General features: G+C 34.6%; 14 protein-coding genes. 7 read left to right on the top strand and 7 right to left on the bottom strand.

The features are described 5' to 3' along the window. Positions 1 to 29 precede the first annotated feature (29 nt). Entirely contained in the window at positions 30 to 977 is a 948-nt protein-coding gene (locus WJM97_RS23275) for an IS630 family transposase (RefSeq protein WP_353929831.1), read from the top strand. Here the strand turns inward: WJM97_RS23275 and WJM97_RS23270 are convergent. Then, positions 972 to 2,108, bottom strand: a complete 1,137-nt coding sequence (locus WJM97_RS23270) for a DEAD/DEAH box helicase family protein (RefSeq protein ID WP_353933258.1) — start codon at positions 2,106 to 2,108, stop codon at positions 972 to 974. The two genes, WJM97_RS23275 and WJM97_RS23270, sit on opposite strands and share 6 nt — an antisense overlap. A gap of 294 nt (positions 2,109 to 2,402) precedes the next feature. On the opposite strand from WJM97_RS23270, the gene WJM97_RS23265 reads away from it, so the two are divergent. Genes WJM97_RS23265 through WJM97_RS23250 form a run of 4 tightly spaced genes read left to right on the top strand, consistent with a single transcriptional unit; the run spans position 2,403 to position 7,311 of the window. Beyond that, positions 2,403 to 3,317: a PD-(D/E)XK nuclease family protein gene (locus WJM97_RS23265; protein ID WP_353933390.1), complete on the top strand. Its 915-nt coding sequence runs from the start codon at positions 2,403 to 2,405 to the stop codon at positions 3,315 to 3,317. After that, entirely contained in the window at positions 3,314 to 5,698 is a 2,385-nt protein-coding gene (locus WJM97_RS23260) for a hypothetical protein (RefSeq protein ID WP_353933389.1), read from the top strand. Before WJM97_RS23265 ends, WJM97_RS23260 begins: the two co-directional genes overlap by 4 nt. Before the next feature lie 20 nt (positions 5,699 to 5,718). Further along, entirely contained in the window at positions 5,719 to 6,156 is a 438-nt protein-coding gene (locus tag WJM97_RS23255) for a hypothetical protein (protein WP_353933388.1), read from the top strand. A gap of 9 nt (positions 6,157 to 6,165) precedes the next feature. Beyond that, complete coding sequence (locus tag WJM97_RS23250; RefSeq protein ID WP_353933387.1) at positions 6,166 to 7,311, top strand: hypothetical protein; 1,146 nt, start codon at positions 6,166 to 6,168, stop codon at positions 7,309 to 7,311. Between the two features lie 271 nt (positions 7,312 to 7,582). Here WJM97_RS23250 and WJM97_RS23245 read toward each other — a convergent pair whose 3' ends face one another. The 5 genes from WJM97_RS23245 to WJM97_RS23225 all read right to left on the bottom strand — a co-directional run bounded on the left by WJM97_RS23245 (position 7,583) and on the right by WJM97_RS23225 (position 10,974). Further along, entirely contained in the window at positions 7,583 to 7,720 is a 138-nt protein-coding gene (locus WJM97_RS23245; protein ID WP_353933386.1) for a hypothetical protein, read from the bottom strand. Positions 7,721 to 7,931: 211 nt separating this feature from the next. Beyond that, a complete protein-coding gene (locus tag WJM97_RS23240) occupies positions 7,932 to 8,801 on the bottom strand; it encodes a tyrosine-type recombinase/integrase (protein ID WP_353933385.1) in 870 nt (289 codons plus the stop codon). Positions 8,802 to 9,206: 405 nt separating this feature from the next. Continuing rightward, positions 9,207 to 9,497, bottom strand: a complete 291-nt coding sequence (locus tag WJM97_RS23235) for an HNH endonuclease (protein WP_353933384.1) — start codon at positions 9,495 to 9,497, stop codon at positions 9,207 to 9,209. 245 nt (positions 9,498 to 9,742) lie between these two features. Then, positions 9,743 to 10,240 carry a hypothetical protein gene (locus WJM97_RS23230; RefSeq protein WP_353933383.1) on the bottom strand — a complete coding sequence of 166 codons (498 nt, stop codon included), beginning with the start codon at positions 10,238 to 10,240 and terminating at the stop codon, positions 9,743 to 9,745. A gap of 71 nt (positions 10,241 to 10,311) precedes the next feature. Beyond that, positions 10,312 to 10,974, bottom strand: coding sequence for an acetoacetate decarboxylase family protein (locus tag WJM97_RS23225; RefSeq protein ID WP_353933382.1), 663 nt, complete (start codon positions 10,972 to 10,974; stop codon positions 10,312 to 10,314). A gap of 559 nt (positions 10,975 to 11,533) precedes the next feature. On the opposite strand from WJM97_RS23225, the gene WJM97_RS23220 reads away from it, so the two are divergent. Further along, positions 11,534 to 12,931, top strand: a complete 1,398-nt coding sequence (locus tag WJM97_RS23220) for an AAA family ATPase (RefSeq protein ID WP_353933381.1) — start codon at positions 11,534 to 11,536, stop codon at positions 12,929 to 12,931. Between the two features lie 444 nt (positions 12,932 to 13,375). Here the strand turns inward: WJM97_RS23220 and WJM97_RS23215 are convergent, their stop codons facing one another. Beyond that, positions 13,376 to 14,050, bottom strand: coding sequence for an SAM-dependent methyltransferase (locus tag WJM97_RS23215; RefSeq protein WP_353933380.1), 675 nt, complete (start codon positions 14,048 to 14,050; stop codon positions 13,376 to 13,378). 568 nt (positions 14,051 to 14,618) lie between these two features. On the opposite strand from WJM97_RS23215, the gene dnaN reads away from it, so the two are divergent. Further along, positions 14,619 to 16,439 carry a DNA polymerase III subunit beta gene (gene dnaN / locus WJM97_RS23210; protein ID WP_353933379.1) on the top strand — a complete coding sequence of 607 codons (1,821 nt, stop codon included), beginning with the start codon at positions 14,619 to 14,621 and terminating at the stop codon, positions 16,437 to 16,439. Positions 16,440 to 16,534: the final 95 nt, after the last annotated feature.

Raw genomic sequence — 16,534 nt, 5'->3', positions numbered from 1 at the left:
ACACTAGATTAAAATACAAATGCTTTTAAATGAAATCATACTCTGTGGATCTTCGAGAAAAAATAGTTGCTGCGCATATTCAAAAAAACATATCAATCAGGAAAGTAGCTAATATATTTTCTGTGTCAAAAAGTTTAGTACAAAAGCTGGTAAAACAACAAAAAATTGATGGAGATTTACAACCCAAGAAGCGAGGAAAACCACAATTTAGTCATCTGACAAATGCGGACATAGATTTAAGAGAATTGGTTGAAGCAAATTCGGATGCAACATTGATAGAATTGTGTGAATTATTTGCAGATAAAACTGGTAATTGGGTAGGTCGAAGTGCAATGTGTTCTGCATTACAGAAATTAGGATTAAATCGTAAAAAAAAAACAACGCGGAGTACCCAAGCAGGAACAGAAAGAGTTCTGAATTTAAGATTAGATTATTGGGATCAGGTCAAAAATATAGAGCCAGAAAATTTAGTATTTCTGGACGAAACTGGTATCCTACTTGGCTTAACGAGGACTCATGCCCGCTCACAACTAGGAGCAAGAGCTTACTCTGTCAAACCCTTTTATCGAGGCTCAAAGGTTACAGTAATTGGAGCTATTAGTATTAAAAAAGTAGTTGCATTAATGACAATGAATGATTCAATGGATGGCAACGCTTTTGAAGTATTTGTTGAAAAGTTTTTAGTGCCACAGTTATGGTCGGGAGCAGTGGTAGTAATGGATAATTTATCCGCACATAAACGAGATTCAATTGTGTCAATGATTGAAGCTGTTGGTGCTTCAGTTCTTTGTTTATCCTCATACTCTCCTGATTTTAATCCAATTGAATTATGGTGGTCACAACTCAAATCTTTCTTACGTAGCTTTACTCCAACCACAACAGAAATGGTTGATAAGCTAATCTCAGTTGCACTCGACTTAATAAATCCTCAACATTTAAGAAACTGGTTTGCTAGTTGCTGCTACTGTACCTCATAACAGCCGGAAGTGCTGTAGGCGGTTACTCGCCTCATTTGTCCATTTGCGTTCAAAGGCTGCTGGATCATAATAGACATCATCAACTTCAGCACCTTCGGCAATAATTTCAGTGATGCCAGTAGCGAACCGATAGGGGACAAGATACTTTTGTTCAAATGCTGTTTGAATAGGGTAACTAAAATCTGGCTGCTCATTACGGCAGTTGTAAAAATCAAAAGTATTGCGTTCAATATAGGCTGCTGGTGTGGCAGTTAATCCAATATGGAAAGCATCAAAATGAGTCAGTGCCGTTTGCCAAATCCCATAAATTGAACGATGACATTCATCAGCTACAACTACATCAAAATAGCCGCTAGTAAACTCCTGATAACGGCTAATCATGGTTTGGAGTAGGCAAACTGTAATTTGCTGCTCTTGCCGGATTACACTTGGTTTGAGCCAGTAGCTACCATACTGATTTAAAACATCTTGAATTGCTTCTAATGCCTGTTTTGCTAATTGTTCTCTATCTACTAAAAACAGGATTTTTTCAGCATATCCAGATTGAATTAGGCGTTTTAATTGCAAGCAAATTAAATCTGTTTTACCTGTGCCTGTGGGCAATTCCAGTAAAAATCGCCGTTTGCCCAATTCAACGGCATGATCCATAGCTTGCATAGTTTCCTTTTGATAAGGACGGACGAAGCGAGTTTCTCCTTGTCGAGTGTAATATTCAGGAATTTCAATAGTAGCAAGGGGTTGACGAGTTGAGCGCATTTCCACTAATCGCTCTAAATCCCGCCGTGAGAAAAAAGAATTAACAATCCGGGCATCATCATTTTGATAATCCCAGAAATAAATTAGTTCACCATTACTGAGAAAAATAAACGGTGCTTGCAAGTTTTGGGCGTAGGGAAGTGCTTGATTTTTAGCAACATAAGGCTCAATAGCCCGTTTCTTAGCTTCAATTACTGCCAAATGACGACCCCTTTGATCAAGCAGTACATAATCGGCTCTACCTCTCCCACCATCTGCCATTTGAGCCGAAACCTCAGTCATTACCTGAGATTTATCAGCCGGATTCCATCCTGCTTGGCGGAGAAGGTCATCAATATTAATCCGTGCGTCTGTCTCTTTGCTAAAGTCGCTCATCAATTCACTCCTGTCTTACCAAAATTAGCACGAAGTCCTGAGATTAAATACTTTTTCTGCTTGATTCAGCAAGATTTAGCTGGTGTGCTAACCGTTGATAAATTTTGTCTAACCACACGGGAATTATAGGTTTACCTTGATCTAGGGTGGTGTCATCAGTGCTTTACACCTTTTGTATACATGGTATAACATTAGAAGAAAATTTAGGATATTGAGAGCGATCGCTTGTCTTTGTCTTGTCAATTCAGCCTAAATAATTGAGAATAATAAAATCAGAACTTTACCCCCTGGAAAATGAAGTGGTCTATATCTACCCATAATTGCGTTCGCAGGTGTCAAAAACAGTATTTTTTCAGCCAAAGAATGGCATCTCACAGTGCTAAAGATACTCTTCGTCGGGAAGCATTTATATTTAAACAGTTAAGCAGCCTTGATGAATGGCGAGGATCTCTAGTTCACAAAGCTCTTGAAAAATATCTAGTTCCATCTTTAAAACAGCGCCAACTCATTTCTCTTGATGAACTCAATGAGCAAACAGTTTCTTTAGCAAAAAAGCAATTTGAGTTTTCACAGCAAAAAAAATATAGAGATCCTAAGATCACTAAAACAGCCGCAGGTGATTCATATTTGGCTTTACGAAACCATGAATATGGTCTTGAAATTCCCCAAATATCAATTGATAATTTATATAAAGAAATTAAACATTGTTATCAATACCTGTATTCCGAAAAGCAATTTATTGAAATGTTACAGAAAGGAAATGAGTATTTTGAAGAGTATTTAATAAACTTTAAAGTTCATAACTGTTCAGTCTCAGCTAAATTAGACTTAATAATGAGTTATGGTAGAGATAAATTGTACATTATTGACTGGAAAATAAGCCGTAGCAAAACCAGTGACTATTCTCGGCAATTAAATCTATATGCTCTTGCAGTTTTAGATAATTGGAGATGGAGAAAATATAAACCAGAGGAATTGTTATTAATTGAAGCAAATCTTTTACAAGGTAAAATAATAGAACATTATGTTAATCAAGAAAACATAAATAGTATAGATAATTTTATTTATCAAAGCATTTCACAAATAAAAGCTTTATCTGGTGATAGCAAATATAATCTCGATAGCTTAGAAGATTATGATTATGCAAATAGTCCTTTATCTTGTGAATATTGTAATTTTCAACAAATGTGTGTGAGGCTAACTTCATGACTAATCATCTTCTAAATTTATTTGCCATTAAAAATTTATCTGAACTATCCTGTAAGTACAGATTGCTGGAAGTCACTAAACTTCCAGAGAAAAATAAAAACTACCTTGAAAATCTTCATCGATTAGCTGGAATGGTTGCATCTTCATTATGTAAACCTGTTTGTCTATATTGGCAAGGAAACAAAGTCTACCTTGCCACTACTGAGCTTACAAAGAATATAAAAAAAGAATGGCGTTTAATCCCGCACGTAGCAGTTCTTTTACCAGATGCCAACATCTATGAACTGAACTTTAGTGATATTGCTCCTCATCAAATCAAGTTAGCACTTAGACTTTTGAGCTATAATATCCGCTCCGCTTTAATGAAAGTGCCAGAACTTTGGAATGATAGCTATGGCTCATTTTATTTTCGAGAACCTATCAATTCAGGAGATCATAGCCAAGTAGATGTATTACAAGGATTTGTTTATCGTCTCCATTATTTAGCAGATAAAAATATTTATATATCCTTAGATACAACAATTCGTTATGTAGATAGAATATCTCTCTGGGAACGTATAACTCATGGTGAAGATTTCAACCATTATAAAATGCAACATTTCTTATATAAATTTGGTAATCAATGGTATCGAATACAGATGTTAGCTTCTACTGATTACTCTATTAGTGAACAAATATTTTATTCTGACAGAGATAATAAAAATTATAATGTGTATGATTACACCAAAAAATTTGCTAATGCTTCTCATTGGAAGATTACGACACAAATAGACCCAAATTCAATAGCTATTATTTACCAATATCCTTATAAAAACATAGAAAGATATGGAGCATCTGATTTGTGCTATAAAACCTATAAGACTAATGATCAGAAAGTTGCAAAATTGCATTCGCATTCTATTTTAAAGCCAACAGACAGATTAGATAAAAGCAAGAAACTGATAGATAAATACTTTCAGGATATTGACTGTGGTAATAATGTAAAATTAGTAATACCCGCAGATCCTTTAGAAAAAAGTATAGATAAATTTGAAATACCTGATTTAATTTTTGGAAATCATAAAATTTTACATATTAATAGAAATGGTGAACAAACAGGAGTAAATATTCAAGACTATGGAAAAACTAGGCTAAAATTATTACAAGATAAAGAAGTTGGATTGTTAACTAGAGATTCACTTCAAATTCAATATATATTTATACCTCAATCTTTACATCGCTCTATTGCTCAAAAGTTCCAAGAGGATTTTGAGGATCAAATGGGCAAATTTATTCACCATTCTTACAAATTTAAAAAAATAATTTACGATGACCAAAAAGCCAAGAACTTGCGCCAGCAAGTAGAGGTTATTAAAGGAGAAGTAGAGAAAAATGAAATTGATAGAGGTTGTGCCTTATTAATAATACCGGAAAATGCACACTCTGATTTTCATAATTTTATCAAAAGAGAATTGTATGAAACTTTGCAGTTTCAATGTGTGGATGCAGGTAATGTAAAAAAATTCTTTACACCAAAAAATCATGAATATCAAATAAATGAAAATCAAAAATACAAACAAAGATATTACTCTTATATACGGTTTACAGCATTAGGAATGTTGTTGGTTAATCGTCAATGGCCTTTTGCTCTTAAAAATCCTCTCCATTATGAAGTATATATAGGAATTGATGTACTCAATAATTTTGCAGGATTTACTTATCTATACAATGGAGGGAAAGACTGCTATTTTCGACCATATCCATCTGTTCAGGGAGAAAAACTTACCGAAAGACAAATTCTGAGCATACTAAAGAAAGATTTACAAAAAGATATTAACTCGTTAGCTTTGCACCCAAAGTCCATTATTATTCATCGAGATGGGCGAAGTTATATCGAAGAATATGATGGATTTCTCAAGGCAATTAACACTTTGCAAAGAGAAGGCTTTTTAGCAGAAGATGTTCAGGTGGGAGTAATAGAAATTCACAAAACTAGTTCATCGCGTTTACGGTTGTACTACGAGGAAACCAACGAGCCAAGTAATGCCATAGAAAATCCTAGTATGGGTGACTACTTTGTAATTGATAATACAGAAGGTATTGTTTGTACAACTGGGTGGCCATTTAATTTTTCAGGGACAGCGAATCCATTACATATTAGAATTGCATATAGTAATTTAGATTTAGATATAACAAAAGCACTAAATGATGTCTTTAGCCTATCACAACTAGGTGCTTGGGCTGCCCCCGACAAATCTGCTCGATTTCCAGCTACTATAAAATTAGGAGATACTTTTCTTGAACCTATAGCCAGTGAGTCTGATGATGAAGCTGCTCTTTATAGTGAAGATGAGCCTGATGAAGAGGAAAGAGGTGTGTACTTAACTGATGAAGATGAATAAAACAAACGAGGTGAGAGACTATGAGCGGAATTGGAATAATTTCTCAAGAATACAAAAGTACCGCTAATTTGTTCAAAAATCTTAATGATTATATTATTCTGCTAAAAAAGCACCATTTTAAGCTAAAAAGTGGAGAAAATATAACCTCTCAAGAAATTATTAGCGCACGAAATTATCTGTCTAATATCTTAGGACAAATAGTTACACAACTAGGTGATAGCAATGGGGTAGGAGAAGGCGAACAAAATCTTCCTAAAGTACCACCTTTTTTTATCAAGCGTCTACAGGAACAACATAAAGGAGATATATCTTGGTATAAAAATGATCTAGAAGAAGTTCAGCAGAGTCTAGTTGGTAATGAACCTCTTACAGACAAATTTATTGATCATCTTGATGAACTATGTGAACAACTTGACGCTGAAACTACAAGGCTATATCGCAAATTGCGAAGAAGGTAGGTAAATTTTATGATGTCACAATTTTTCTGCGGACAAGTAATGTTATTACTTAAACGTTGTCATACATTAATTGAACACTTGAAAGATTTAAACAATTTACCAGAAGAGTTGAAATTACATATTAACAATGTATCTACAGAGTTAGAGAAATTAGCTTATGATATACAAGAAATTATTAATGATCCAGATTTTGGTGTAGAAATTCTACTAAAAAATCAAATTAACTCATATAGACGTTATGCAGAATATGTAAATATTTTAGAAACATCTAAACTCACTCTATTATATCATTTCAATAAAAAAGATTACTATTTTTATAAATTTGGTAAACTCTTTTGTGAGCAAGTAAATTACTCTTGTGAAGAGTATCCGTTAATCAGCACTCACAGTTCAGATTATTTCTCTGCTCTTCCTGTAGAAAATATAATTAATATTCCTTTATGTGAAGATAATTTCTTACTAGCTATACCAGATTTTGTACATGAGTTAGGGCATTTGTTATATAACTATTACGAAACTGAAATTACTCAACCGTTTTCAACGATTTTATGTAAGTACATTAAGGAACAAAGAGATATCCTTAAAAATAAAAATCCCTCAAAAGCTTATCCAAATTATTTTAAGTTATTAGAGCAAACATGGTTACAAGAATATATAGTAGAGTTTTCTTGTGATATCTGTGCCACTTACTTAGTAGGTTCTGCGTATGGCTGGTCTCATTTAAGATTATTGCTTGAATCTGATCCAGAAATTTACTATCCAAGTTTTGGACAAGAAGGAAGTCATCCTGCTGACGAAGCAAGAATGAGAGCAATTTTATTAACACTACAGGAACTTGGAGAATCAGAAAAAGTAGAAAATATAATCCAAAAATGGGAAGAATTTAAGTTAATTCTAGTAGATTCTCCTGATGGAGAATATGAATATTGTTACCCAAATGAAATTTTACGGCAACTAGCTAAACAAGTAATAAAGGTATGTGAAGAAGTTGGATTAATTCCTTACTATAAACAACCTGATAGTAATGATAATCTACCATCACTAATGCAAAAAGCATGGAAACAATTTCATAATGACCCGACAAAGTATGGTGAATGGGAAAATAATACAGTGAAACATTTAAAATCATTTCTATTACGAGAAGCAAGTTTTTAGCTGCCCAATCTTCTCCGAAAGTGTGCGAATCACAGACTAAAGTGGATCATCTAAATTTTCTGGTTCAATGGTAAATATTACCGCAGTCATTTATTATCTTTAGCCACTAAGTTAAACACCTTGGCATGAAAAACTATTTTCTCAGCGATGCGATTGACTTAAGCTATATTTTCTTAGTTTAGTTAAGCTTTTAGTTTTTCTTCTAACCCCTTATAAATAACATCTAATCACACAGGAATAACAGATTTACCTTCATCTAGGGACGCGATCGCTACCTTGGTAACTGACTTACTAACCCCTGATAAATAACATCTAGCCACACAGGAATCACAACTTTACCTTCATCTAGGGATGCGATCGCTACCTTGGTAACTGACTTACTAACCCCTGATAAATAACATCTAGCCACACAGGAATAACGGGTTTACCTTCATCTAGGGATGCGATAGCGAAGCACTCCGTAGGAATCGCTCTTTTCCTGTCAAATTCTAGCAAAGAAAGCGAATTATGCCGTAATAACAACAACATAAACTACTTACCGTGACCAAAAATAAACAACTCCAATTGTACTCCAACCGGGTTTTGTGAAAGAAAACTCTAGAACCATTGCTCCTCAACGCTTACCCCAAATATAAACTACTGCAATCAGATGGTTTAGCGTGTAAATACCGTGAAGTAGTAGCGACGCTGGCATGACCTAAGCTTTGACTAACCAGGTGAATAGGTGCGCCCCTATCTAAACTATGACTAGCGTGGCCATGTCGTAACCAGTGGGGACTAGGTGCGGGTAAACCTATTCTCAGTGAAGCTTTTTTGACAATCTCCCAAATCATAGCACGGGTTAAAAAACCTGTTCCCTGCCTTGACCTAAACACCGGCTCGGCTTTACCAGCATCACCCCTTAACTCTTGCAGTTCCTTATACAAGTTACCGGGAATAATAACTACACGGGTTTTACTACCCTTACCATATATAGTGGCTTGACCGTTCCCATCACCCCGTTCTGACAAATCACCCCATCTCAAACTGCTTAACTCAGTAGCACGTAACCCGCAGTAGTAAAGCATTTTTAAAATTAGCTTATTCCGTTGGTTAGTTTCTGAGTGTATCAGTATAGTTATCTCCTGTTCAGTTAGTATCCGTTCCGTGAGTGCATCTTTAGGTTTGGGAGTCTTCACCACCTTACCAACGTTATACTGTGTAATTCCTAACTTGTGAGTAAATGTAAGCAGTGACTTAACTATATTGATATAAGTTTTTCTGGTGTTATCGCTGGCAGATGGTAAGCTATCAATCCACTGCTGAATATCATCTAAACCAATATTAATAAGTGGTTTATTCACAAAAGCTAAGAACTTTATAGCAGTACGCTTGTAACTGTCTTGAGTAGACTGACTCTTACTATGTAGCCACATATTAAGTAATACATCAATAGATTTATTTGCATATTGGTTAATTTCAGGTGGTTGTGCAACAGCTAAAGCGTTCATTTTGATAGTACCTTTGTTCTATTATTTAAATTTTTGAGATTGACATAATTCAGGTTATGTCAAACTGGCGGGTTTTCAGCATAATCTTTTTCTAGCGCCTTGTCTAGTATTGACAAATTTTATAAATATCTAATTATGTATATATCATACTAAGCAGAAAGCTATATGTAGATTTATAATAACATTAGTTTAAAAATTACTTAATGATAACAAAGTAGTTAGCTGTCATATAACATAATTGTATTTTCTGTATAAAATATATGTTAGCTTATTAGGCTTGATACAGCGTGTTTTGTTTTAATATTAGTTATGAAAGCGTAATTTACCCTTTCTATATATGCTCAGAGTCAGCAAGAGCAGTAAGAGGTTATCAAACATCCACCTACCTACACCATTTGATCATCGCTAAAATTGGGAAATATCAAACAAGCTCAACTGCCCCACCGAAATATTACCCCTACCCCCACGATGGTAACTAAGATGACAAGATGAACAAACGGGTATAAGATTTTCAAGGCGATTATCCGTAGGTATCATATTGTGGTGGTGGACTTGGAGGTTGTACGCACGGGGTTTAATATTGTCAGGAGGTTTTTCACCGGGACGCAAACAAACACGCCCACATTTTTGACAACGCCAATCAGCTTTTTCCTTGATATCTCTAGCTAATTCTTTCCAGTGCTTTGGATATCCCATAAGAACTATTCAATCTTAATATCTGCATTTTATTATCAATAAATTATAGCATTTTTACGGTAATACTTTGGTAAGGATGCAGCTATCAGTAATCTAGATTTAATAAAGCTTTGATAATCTGTCCGAGAAATCCAGGTTCAGGCAGATAAAATATAGCAGTAGATAGGGTGTATAGAAATCAATTGATAATTAAACTACCACTAAAAAGGGATTTTACTCCTGAATCCTGAATCCTGAATCCTGCTTTACTCAGTTTCCAACAAAGTTGAAGCTACAGAAATATCATATCTTTGTCCAGATTGTGTCACATCAAAATCCATAATCAGCCGTTTAATATGGGAAAAATGCTGGCGTTTTCTAGCAATTAATTCAGCAATAATTTCTCTGGTTTCCCGTTGGGTTTCTGGATCACATACAAGCAACTGCTGTTGTACAAAAGCATCAAGAACTTCTTTTTTATCTGATTCAGGTATCACTGCCGCATTCCAGGCGATCGCAGCCAAACTAAAAAAAGCCTTTAATTCTTTTAAATTGTCTATGGAATCCATATAGGGTGCTATAAAATCTTTCATAACTTCCGACATTTTGATTGCACCCTTGGGTTCTATCGGCATATTTGCAGCCAGTTCCCCAAAAACACCCTCTGACATCTTATTTCTGAGTGCTTCCAGATTTTTCCGTTTCTTCTGAGAACTCTGTTTTTCTTGCATCAAATCCTTGAAATCTCTGGACTTTCTGGCCATAATTACACCCTTTTGGTATTTCTAAAATTTTTATTCAAATAAGATAGAGGTTTCAATTTCCGTATGAACAATCAATTATAACTCAAATTAATGACTTCATTACCAAGTAATTTGGGTACACCAGCCAATAATTCTAAGTTTTGTAATTTTACAGTTAACCAAGGCTGACCTAAACCTAAAGAAGCAAAAGGGCTGTGTTGGGGAATTTCTAAATTAGATTTTAATAAGTTAATTTGGGACTTAAAATCATTTTGAAAATATAGCAACTCAGAACCTAAACCGCCGAAAGCATTACCTCTCAATTCTTGTTTCCACCATGTAGATAAGCTCAACCAGTCTTTTTTATAAGACAGTTGGTATAACTCTCTTTGATTTTGTTTAACACTAACTATACCATCCTTATCCCAACTAAATTCAGCCATTTCTTTGGGTAATCCCCAAATTTCCCTACCTCCAGCTACAGAATCTTCATTATCTACATAAATATGGGAAATCCAAGCACCAATATATCCTTGATAGCGTACAAAAGCCGGAACTACAATTAATTCATTGTATTCCAATAAAGAACCAGCTTCATAGGAAGATACATAAGTTCCTGCCAAAGTTTTACCGGGTAAAAGGGAAACAATCTCTAATTCGGAAGGAACAAAAGGAACAGCTTGCTTTATATCAACTAAGTGCAAGGTTTGAATCGCATAGCCTTCAAGTTTCCAAGGAGCAGTTGGATATGTCATCTTTCTGGAAAATGCTTACGTCTTTTATTTTAATCTCTGATGCCACTTCATCTCTATTTCCCAGGTATCATATCATGACCGATTAAATACTTATTATCATTAAGGAACCGCATGGGGCAAGATGCAGGGGGAAAAAGAATTTTTGGATTTCTGCACAAACAATTTATATCGCAATTGCTGAAGGGGAGACATGATAAGTAGTCGTGCAAAATTAATTTCACAAGTGGAGGCAGGCAAAAGGCAAAAGTAAAGAAATTTGTGTAATTTATTCTGCCTAGTTACTTATCACTCCCCAAATTAATTGCTTCAGAAAGACTTACCTCTAACTGCCACGGCTGTTTCATTCTAAAATTTGACATTTTATGTATTTACGATAATGCTTTATTTTAACCTTCAGGGATTCTATCTCACGACGGCTGAGAATACCTATATTTCGTTGCTTAAATCTAGAATGAAATAACCTTGCTATGACTGCTCTTATACCCCTAATAAATATTTGATACTAAAAGGAGTATAGTTTTGAATTAACCAAACAGCTAACGCTGCATTGAGTGGATCAATGAATGGAATTAACGAAGCAACTATGCTAGAAACACTTCCTAATTTCCTGACCACAAATTCTTTCCCATTTCAATTTACTCAACAGCAGCAAAAAGCCTTAGATAAAATGTGGACATTTGTTCAACCAACCGTCACTGCTGCTTTATTTCTGTTAGTAGGATTTGCTGGAACAGGAAAATCAACAATAGTTTTTCAACTTGTAAAAGTGCTGGTAGCCACAGGTAAAAAAGTTGTATTAACTGCACCCACAAATAAAGCAGTAGGTGTACTACGACGGATGGCAGCAGAAAATGGAATAACTAACGTAGAATTCTTTACAATTCACCAATTACTAGGATTAGGAATGGTGACTAGAGGTAAAGAGAAAATACTGGAGCAGATAGGACCATCATACATCAATTTATTTGATGTTGTCTTTATTGATGAATGTTCCATGATTGGTAAACAACTGTGGCACTGGATTGAAAACGTTGCTAATCAAGCATCACCCTGGACAAAAATCAAAATTATTCTCATGGGCGACCCCGCACAATTAAATCCAGTTAATGAAAGAAAATCTCTGAGTTTTCAAGTAGCAAATAAAGCAGTATTAACTCAAGTTGTCCGTCAAGGAATTGATAGTCCTTTATTAGAGTTTGTTACTGCTGCTCGCTATGCAGTTACTAAAAGTAAACTACCATTTAATCCCTTTGCTAAATATTTACCTGATAAAAGCAACGGTTCGCTCATGGTAAAACGTCAAACTTTGCTGCGGTATGCGTGCAAAAAGATGTCTAAAGAATTTGTGCATAATCCAGATTGTTTCCGTATTTTATCATGGACTAATGCCCAAGTTGACTTTTATAATCAACAAATTCGGACATATTTGTATGGGAGGAATGCTAGTAGATTTATTCCTGGGGAAAGATTGATTACTAGAGATCCGGTGATAGCTCCTGATGGTAAAACTGCCATTCTTTCAACATCTACAGAATTTAATGTTGTGGATGTGTTGGCAGAACGTTATAACAACTATGATGCTTGGAGATTGAAAGTAGAAACAGATGAAGGAATTGTGCGTCAAATCTACGTTTTACATGAAGATGAAGAGAAACGATTTAAACAAGAAACTCAACGGTTGCTCAGAAGTGCCAAACGTAATCCTTTTCTGTGGAAGCAATACTATAAACATTTAGAACAGTTTGCTAATATCAGAAATTGCTTTGCATTGACTGTGCATAATAGTCAAGGTAGCACTTTCTTAGAAGCAGGTATTGATGGACAAGATTTAAGTAAGCGATTGAATCCAGAACGGGGAGAAGATAATAAATCAATTCTAGCTAAAATTAAGGAGTTTAATCGTTTGTATTATGTTGCTAGTTCACGAGCTAGACAGCGTATTTTGGTAATCCGGTAATCTATAAACGGCTAAGAATCCTCAACTAAAATATAGCATTTACCAGTCTAAGCAGGGGAAACGCATCTAAATTTTATTGACAAAATACCGTTTTAATGTATGAACCAATAAATCCCAATTTATCGTTTGATTGATTTTTTCAGGGTCATAGTGATGGATTAAATTATTGTCAATAAGAGGTTGTTAATGCGAATATTTTGGTCATTATTGAGATTTAATCGTCCTTATTGATAAGATGCGTTTCCCCTGCCAGTCTAAGGAAGTACACACCAATTTATTAACTGTTCCCTGATTCTTGATGTTCACTAAAACAAAAAACTTTGTACCTCACGCTTCTTGGGAACGGCTATAACCACATTTTGTAATGGGAGAGGAGCGCAATAAAGGTATTGCTTCTCTCCATTAAGTTATAGTTGCAACGATGTTTTTTTGCGTAATTCCTGATTATCTATTTATTTTTAACATTTGATTTCCCCCTTTTTGAAATTCATAACCAACAGGTTGTATTTGGATATTAAACTGTTGACTAGAAAAGAGATTAAATACTGGATCAAGATAAGGTGATGGTTCACAATCAAGTTTCAATAAGGGAAAAATCCTCACTTCTTTTGCGATTCTCAAGAGTTCATAAATAGATGCAATGTGAAAATCGAGAGATAGTTGTTCAGAATAAAGAAAGAGTAAATGAGAACAAACGCATAATTCAAATTGATTATCAGCAAATTCTAATCTTGGTAAAGATTGTGATAAATAACGTCCTGCTGTTTTACCAGTTTCATAGTCCAGTAAAAACTTATTCATTGCCGCCAAACGAGCGTCACCAAGTTGTTGTGCATCATGAAAATTATTCCAAACATAGCGGTCTGCATTTTGTTTTACCTGGGATATAATTGGTTCATAAGTTTCTTGAACTCGTTGTCTAATTTGGTCTTCAGAAAACTCATAAATGGGGTCAATAGAGACAACTGAATATCCCAGTTCTGTCATTTCAGCGTTGAAGCTGGCTGGACCATCACCACAGCCCAGAATTTTCTTGTTCAGGTCTATTTCTGATAAATTAAACATTAGCTTATACTCTTGCAATGTTCTACCCCAAGGCACAACTTCATTTAATTTCATAATTTTTCGGATTTAGTTATATTTAGGAGTTTATCCTAGTCTACTATAGCAATCGTATCCCAACCGTGAGAAACACCTGAGATAAAAATCCTTATTTTATAACTATTTAAAGCTGGTTGAACTTTAAGTTGCTTGAACTTTTACTTGGCATTTAGGATTACTAGAGTTACAGCATTTTTAAATTAACTGAGGTACACCAATTTCAGAAGGTAATTATAACACCTAAAGTTCAATCATTTACTGTACCTCATCAACCTCGAATCTGCTGTAAATTATTGGTTATGTTTATATAGCAATCCTAAATATTTCATGAGAAATTGCGTAGTTCAAGGAAAATATTTTTAATACCCTATAAAATTTTGTTTGGTGGTTTAAGTGCTATATTTAGCGTAATTCATGGAAAGATTATTAGTTATATAAAACACACAAATTAATACCGTGTTTTCTCACATTTCAATTACGATTGCTATAGATTAAATGATTGCTTGAAAAAGTGATTTATAGATTCATAAAATTTGTTTCTGCTACCGCAGTCTTATAGTAATGATGCAATCAGAGATAAAGGATCATGACTCAAACAGCGCAAAAACAAAAGGTAAAAACTGCAAAGCAGACAAAACAAACAAGTGCTGCTACTACTGAAACAGAAAAGGCAAAACAAACAAATACTGTTGTTACTCAAATAGAAAAAACAAAAACTAAAAATGCTGCTAATACTGAAATAGAAGATGGAGTATCAACAAATAGCACAGAAATACCTGTGCGTAAAAAGAAAAAATCTACCTCTATAAATTCTGACAACTCAGATAAAACAACTCAAAAGCAAAGTAACAACATCAATTCTGATAATTCAGATAAAACAACTCAAAAGCAGAAGAATAATATCAATTTTGATAATTCAGATGAAATAACTCAAAATCAGAGAAGTAATATCGGTTCTGATAATTTAGAGGAAACCAATCAAAAGCAGAAGAATAATATTACTTCTGATACTTCTGAGAAAACAGTTACAAAGCAGAGGAGTAATATCGGTTCTGATAATTCAGATGAAGCAATTACAAAGCAAAGAAATAATATCAATCCAGATACTTCAGATGGAACAATTCAAAAGCAGAAGTCCAAGAAAAAATCTTCCAAAAAGGAATCAACTCCTCAACCAATGGTAGAATTAGGGATGGAAGTGATTTGTGAACAAACTAACTTTTACAATGCGCTGTTTTTAGTCCATTGTGCTACACCAGCTAAACCTAGTCATCCTATTCTTGCCAATGTCCTGATTATTGCTGATGTTGAAACACAACAAATACATCTCACTGTCACAGATTTAGCATTAACAATTCAAGCGAGTTTTGCAGCGCAGGTGTTATTAAAGGGTGAAATTACTGTACCAGTGCAAATGTTATTTGAGATAGTCAAACATTGTCCTCATGGTAATATTTCTCTGAATAGTAAAACTCAAATGACACAGCTTACAGAAGAGGATCAGTCAACAAAGATATATTCTCTCAGTATATCTGATACCGATGGTAAATATGAAATTAAAGGTATCGGTGCTGAGGAGTTTCCACCTACTAATATCATTGATACTACTCCTGTTTCTTTGCCAACAATCGTTTTCAAAGATGGTTTAAAAAGTGTGCTTTATGCAGTTAGCACTGATGAAAATAAATATATTGTGACTGGAGTTCATGTTCAACTTACACAGGAGAAATTAAAGTTGATAGGTACTGATGGACATCGAGTTGCTATTACTGAAGTTTCAACACAAGGAATCGGTAGAAAACCACGTCAACAAGTTACATCTGACGAGATGATTAAATTTACTCTTCCTGGTCGTGTGGTGAGAGAAATAGCACGAAATTTAGGTGATGATGTAGAATCAATAAATATGCTGTATGATGCCCAAAGTAATCGTTTGGGTTTGGCTTGGCAAGATGTTATTCTTAGCTGTCCAGTTCTAGAAGGAATTTATCCTGATTGTGAACAATTGTTAGCTCAATTTAGTTTTGAAAAAGAGGTAATTTTAGAAAAAGCACCGTTGGTTAAAGCACTGGAAAGATTAGCTGTACTAACGGATAAGAAAGCACAAGGAATTTATTTGCAATTTGATGGCAGTTTGCAGCAATTACGGTTATCTATTGAACGGGAATTTGGTAAAGGTGATCTGGTGATTGTTGCTAATTTACCATCAGAAATGATGTTGAATATTCAGTTTAATCTCAAGTATTTGATAGAAGCTGCTAAAGCTATTCCTAGTACGAGTATCAAAATGCACTTGCAGCAATCCGATCATCCGGCTATGTTAGTTCCTTATGGAGATAGACCAAATCCAGATGTGGAAATGTCTATGCGTCATTTCTTGCTACCACTTTATATTCCAAAAGCTTAATAACTAACTGTTAACACTAAATTCTTCAAGGCTTATGGGCTAGTCATCTTTTGCTTTGCAAGAATTAGCTTACAAACCTACACTGACTTGAATAC

Origin of the sequence: Okeanomitos corallinicola TIOX110, from assembly GCF_038050375.1 — a bacterium.
GTDB classification, from domain to species: Bacteria; Cyanobacteriota; Cyanobacteriia; order Cyanobacteriales; family Nostocaceae; genus Okeanomitos; species Okeanomitos corallinicola.
The sequence above is the reverse complement of the archived record's forward strand: the minus strand, read 5'-3'. Positions and strand labels throughout refer to the sequence as shown.

Bases quoted from the DNA above. Each gene is read 5' to 3' on its own strand.
- WJM97_RS23275 (WP_353929831.1), top strand. From the start codon at position 30: ATGAAATCATACTCTGTGGATCTTCGAGAAAAAATAGTTGCTGCGCAT.
- WJM97_RS23270 (WP_353933258.1), bottom strand. From the start codon at position 2,108: ATGAGCGACTTTAGCAAAGAGACAGACGCACGGATTAATATTGATGAC.
- WJM97_RS23265 (WP_353933390.1), top strand. From the start codon at position 2,403: ATGAAGTGGTCTATATCTACCCATAATTGCGTTCGCAGGTGTCAAAAA.
- WJM97_RS23260 (WP_353933389.1), top strand. From the start codon at position 3,314: ATGACTAATCATCTTCTAAATTTATTTGCCATTAAAAATTTATCTGAA.
- WJM97_RS23255 (WP_353933388.1), top strand. From the start codon at position 5,719: ATGAGCGGAATTGGAATAATTTCTCAAGAATACAAAAGTACCGCTAAT.
- WJM97_RS23250 (WP_353933387.1), top strand. From the start codon at position 6,166: ATGATGTCACAATTTTTCTGCGGACAAGTAATGTTATTACTTAAACGT.
- WJM97_RS23240 (WP_353933385.1), bottom strand. From the start codon at position 8,801: ATGAACGCTTTAGCTGTTGCACAACCACCTGAAATTAACCAATATGCA.
- WJM97_RS23235 (WP_353933384.1), bottom strand. From the start codon at position 9,497: ATGGGATATCCAAAGCACTGGAAAGAATTAGCTAGAGATATCAAGGAA.
- WJM97_RS23230 (WP_353933383.1), bottom strand. From the start codon at position 10,240: ATGGCCAGAAAGTCCAGAGATTTCAAGGATTTGATGCAAGAAAAACAG.
- WJM97_RS23225 (WP_353933382.1), bottom strand. From the start codon at position 10,974: ATGACATATCCAACTGCTCCTTGGAAACTTGAAGGCTATGCGATTCAA.
- WJM97_RS23220 (WP_353933381.1), top strand. From the start codon at position 11,534: ATGAATGGAATTAACGAAGCAACTATGCTAGAAACACTTCCTAATTTC.
- WJM97_RS23215 (WP_353933380.1), bottom strand. From the start codon at position 14,050: ATGAAATTAAATGAAGTTGTGCCTTGGGGTAGAACATTGCAAGAGTAT.
- dnaN (WP_353933379.1), top strand. From the start codon at position 14,619: ATGACTCAAACAGCGCAAAAACAAAAGGTAAAAACTGCAAAGCAGACA.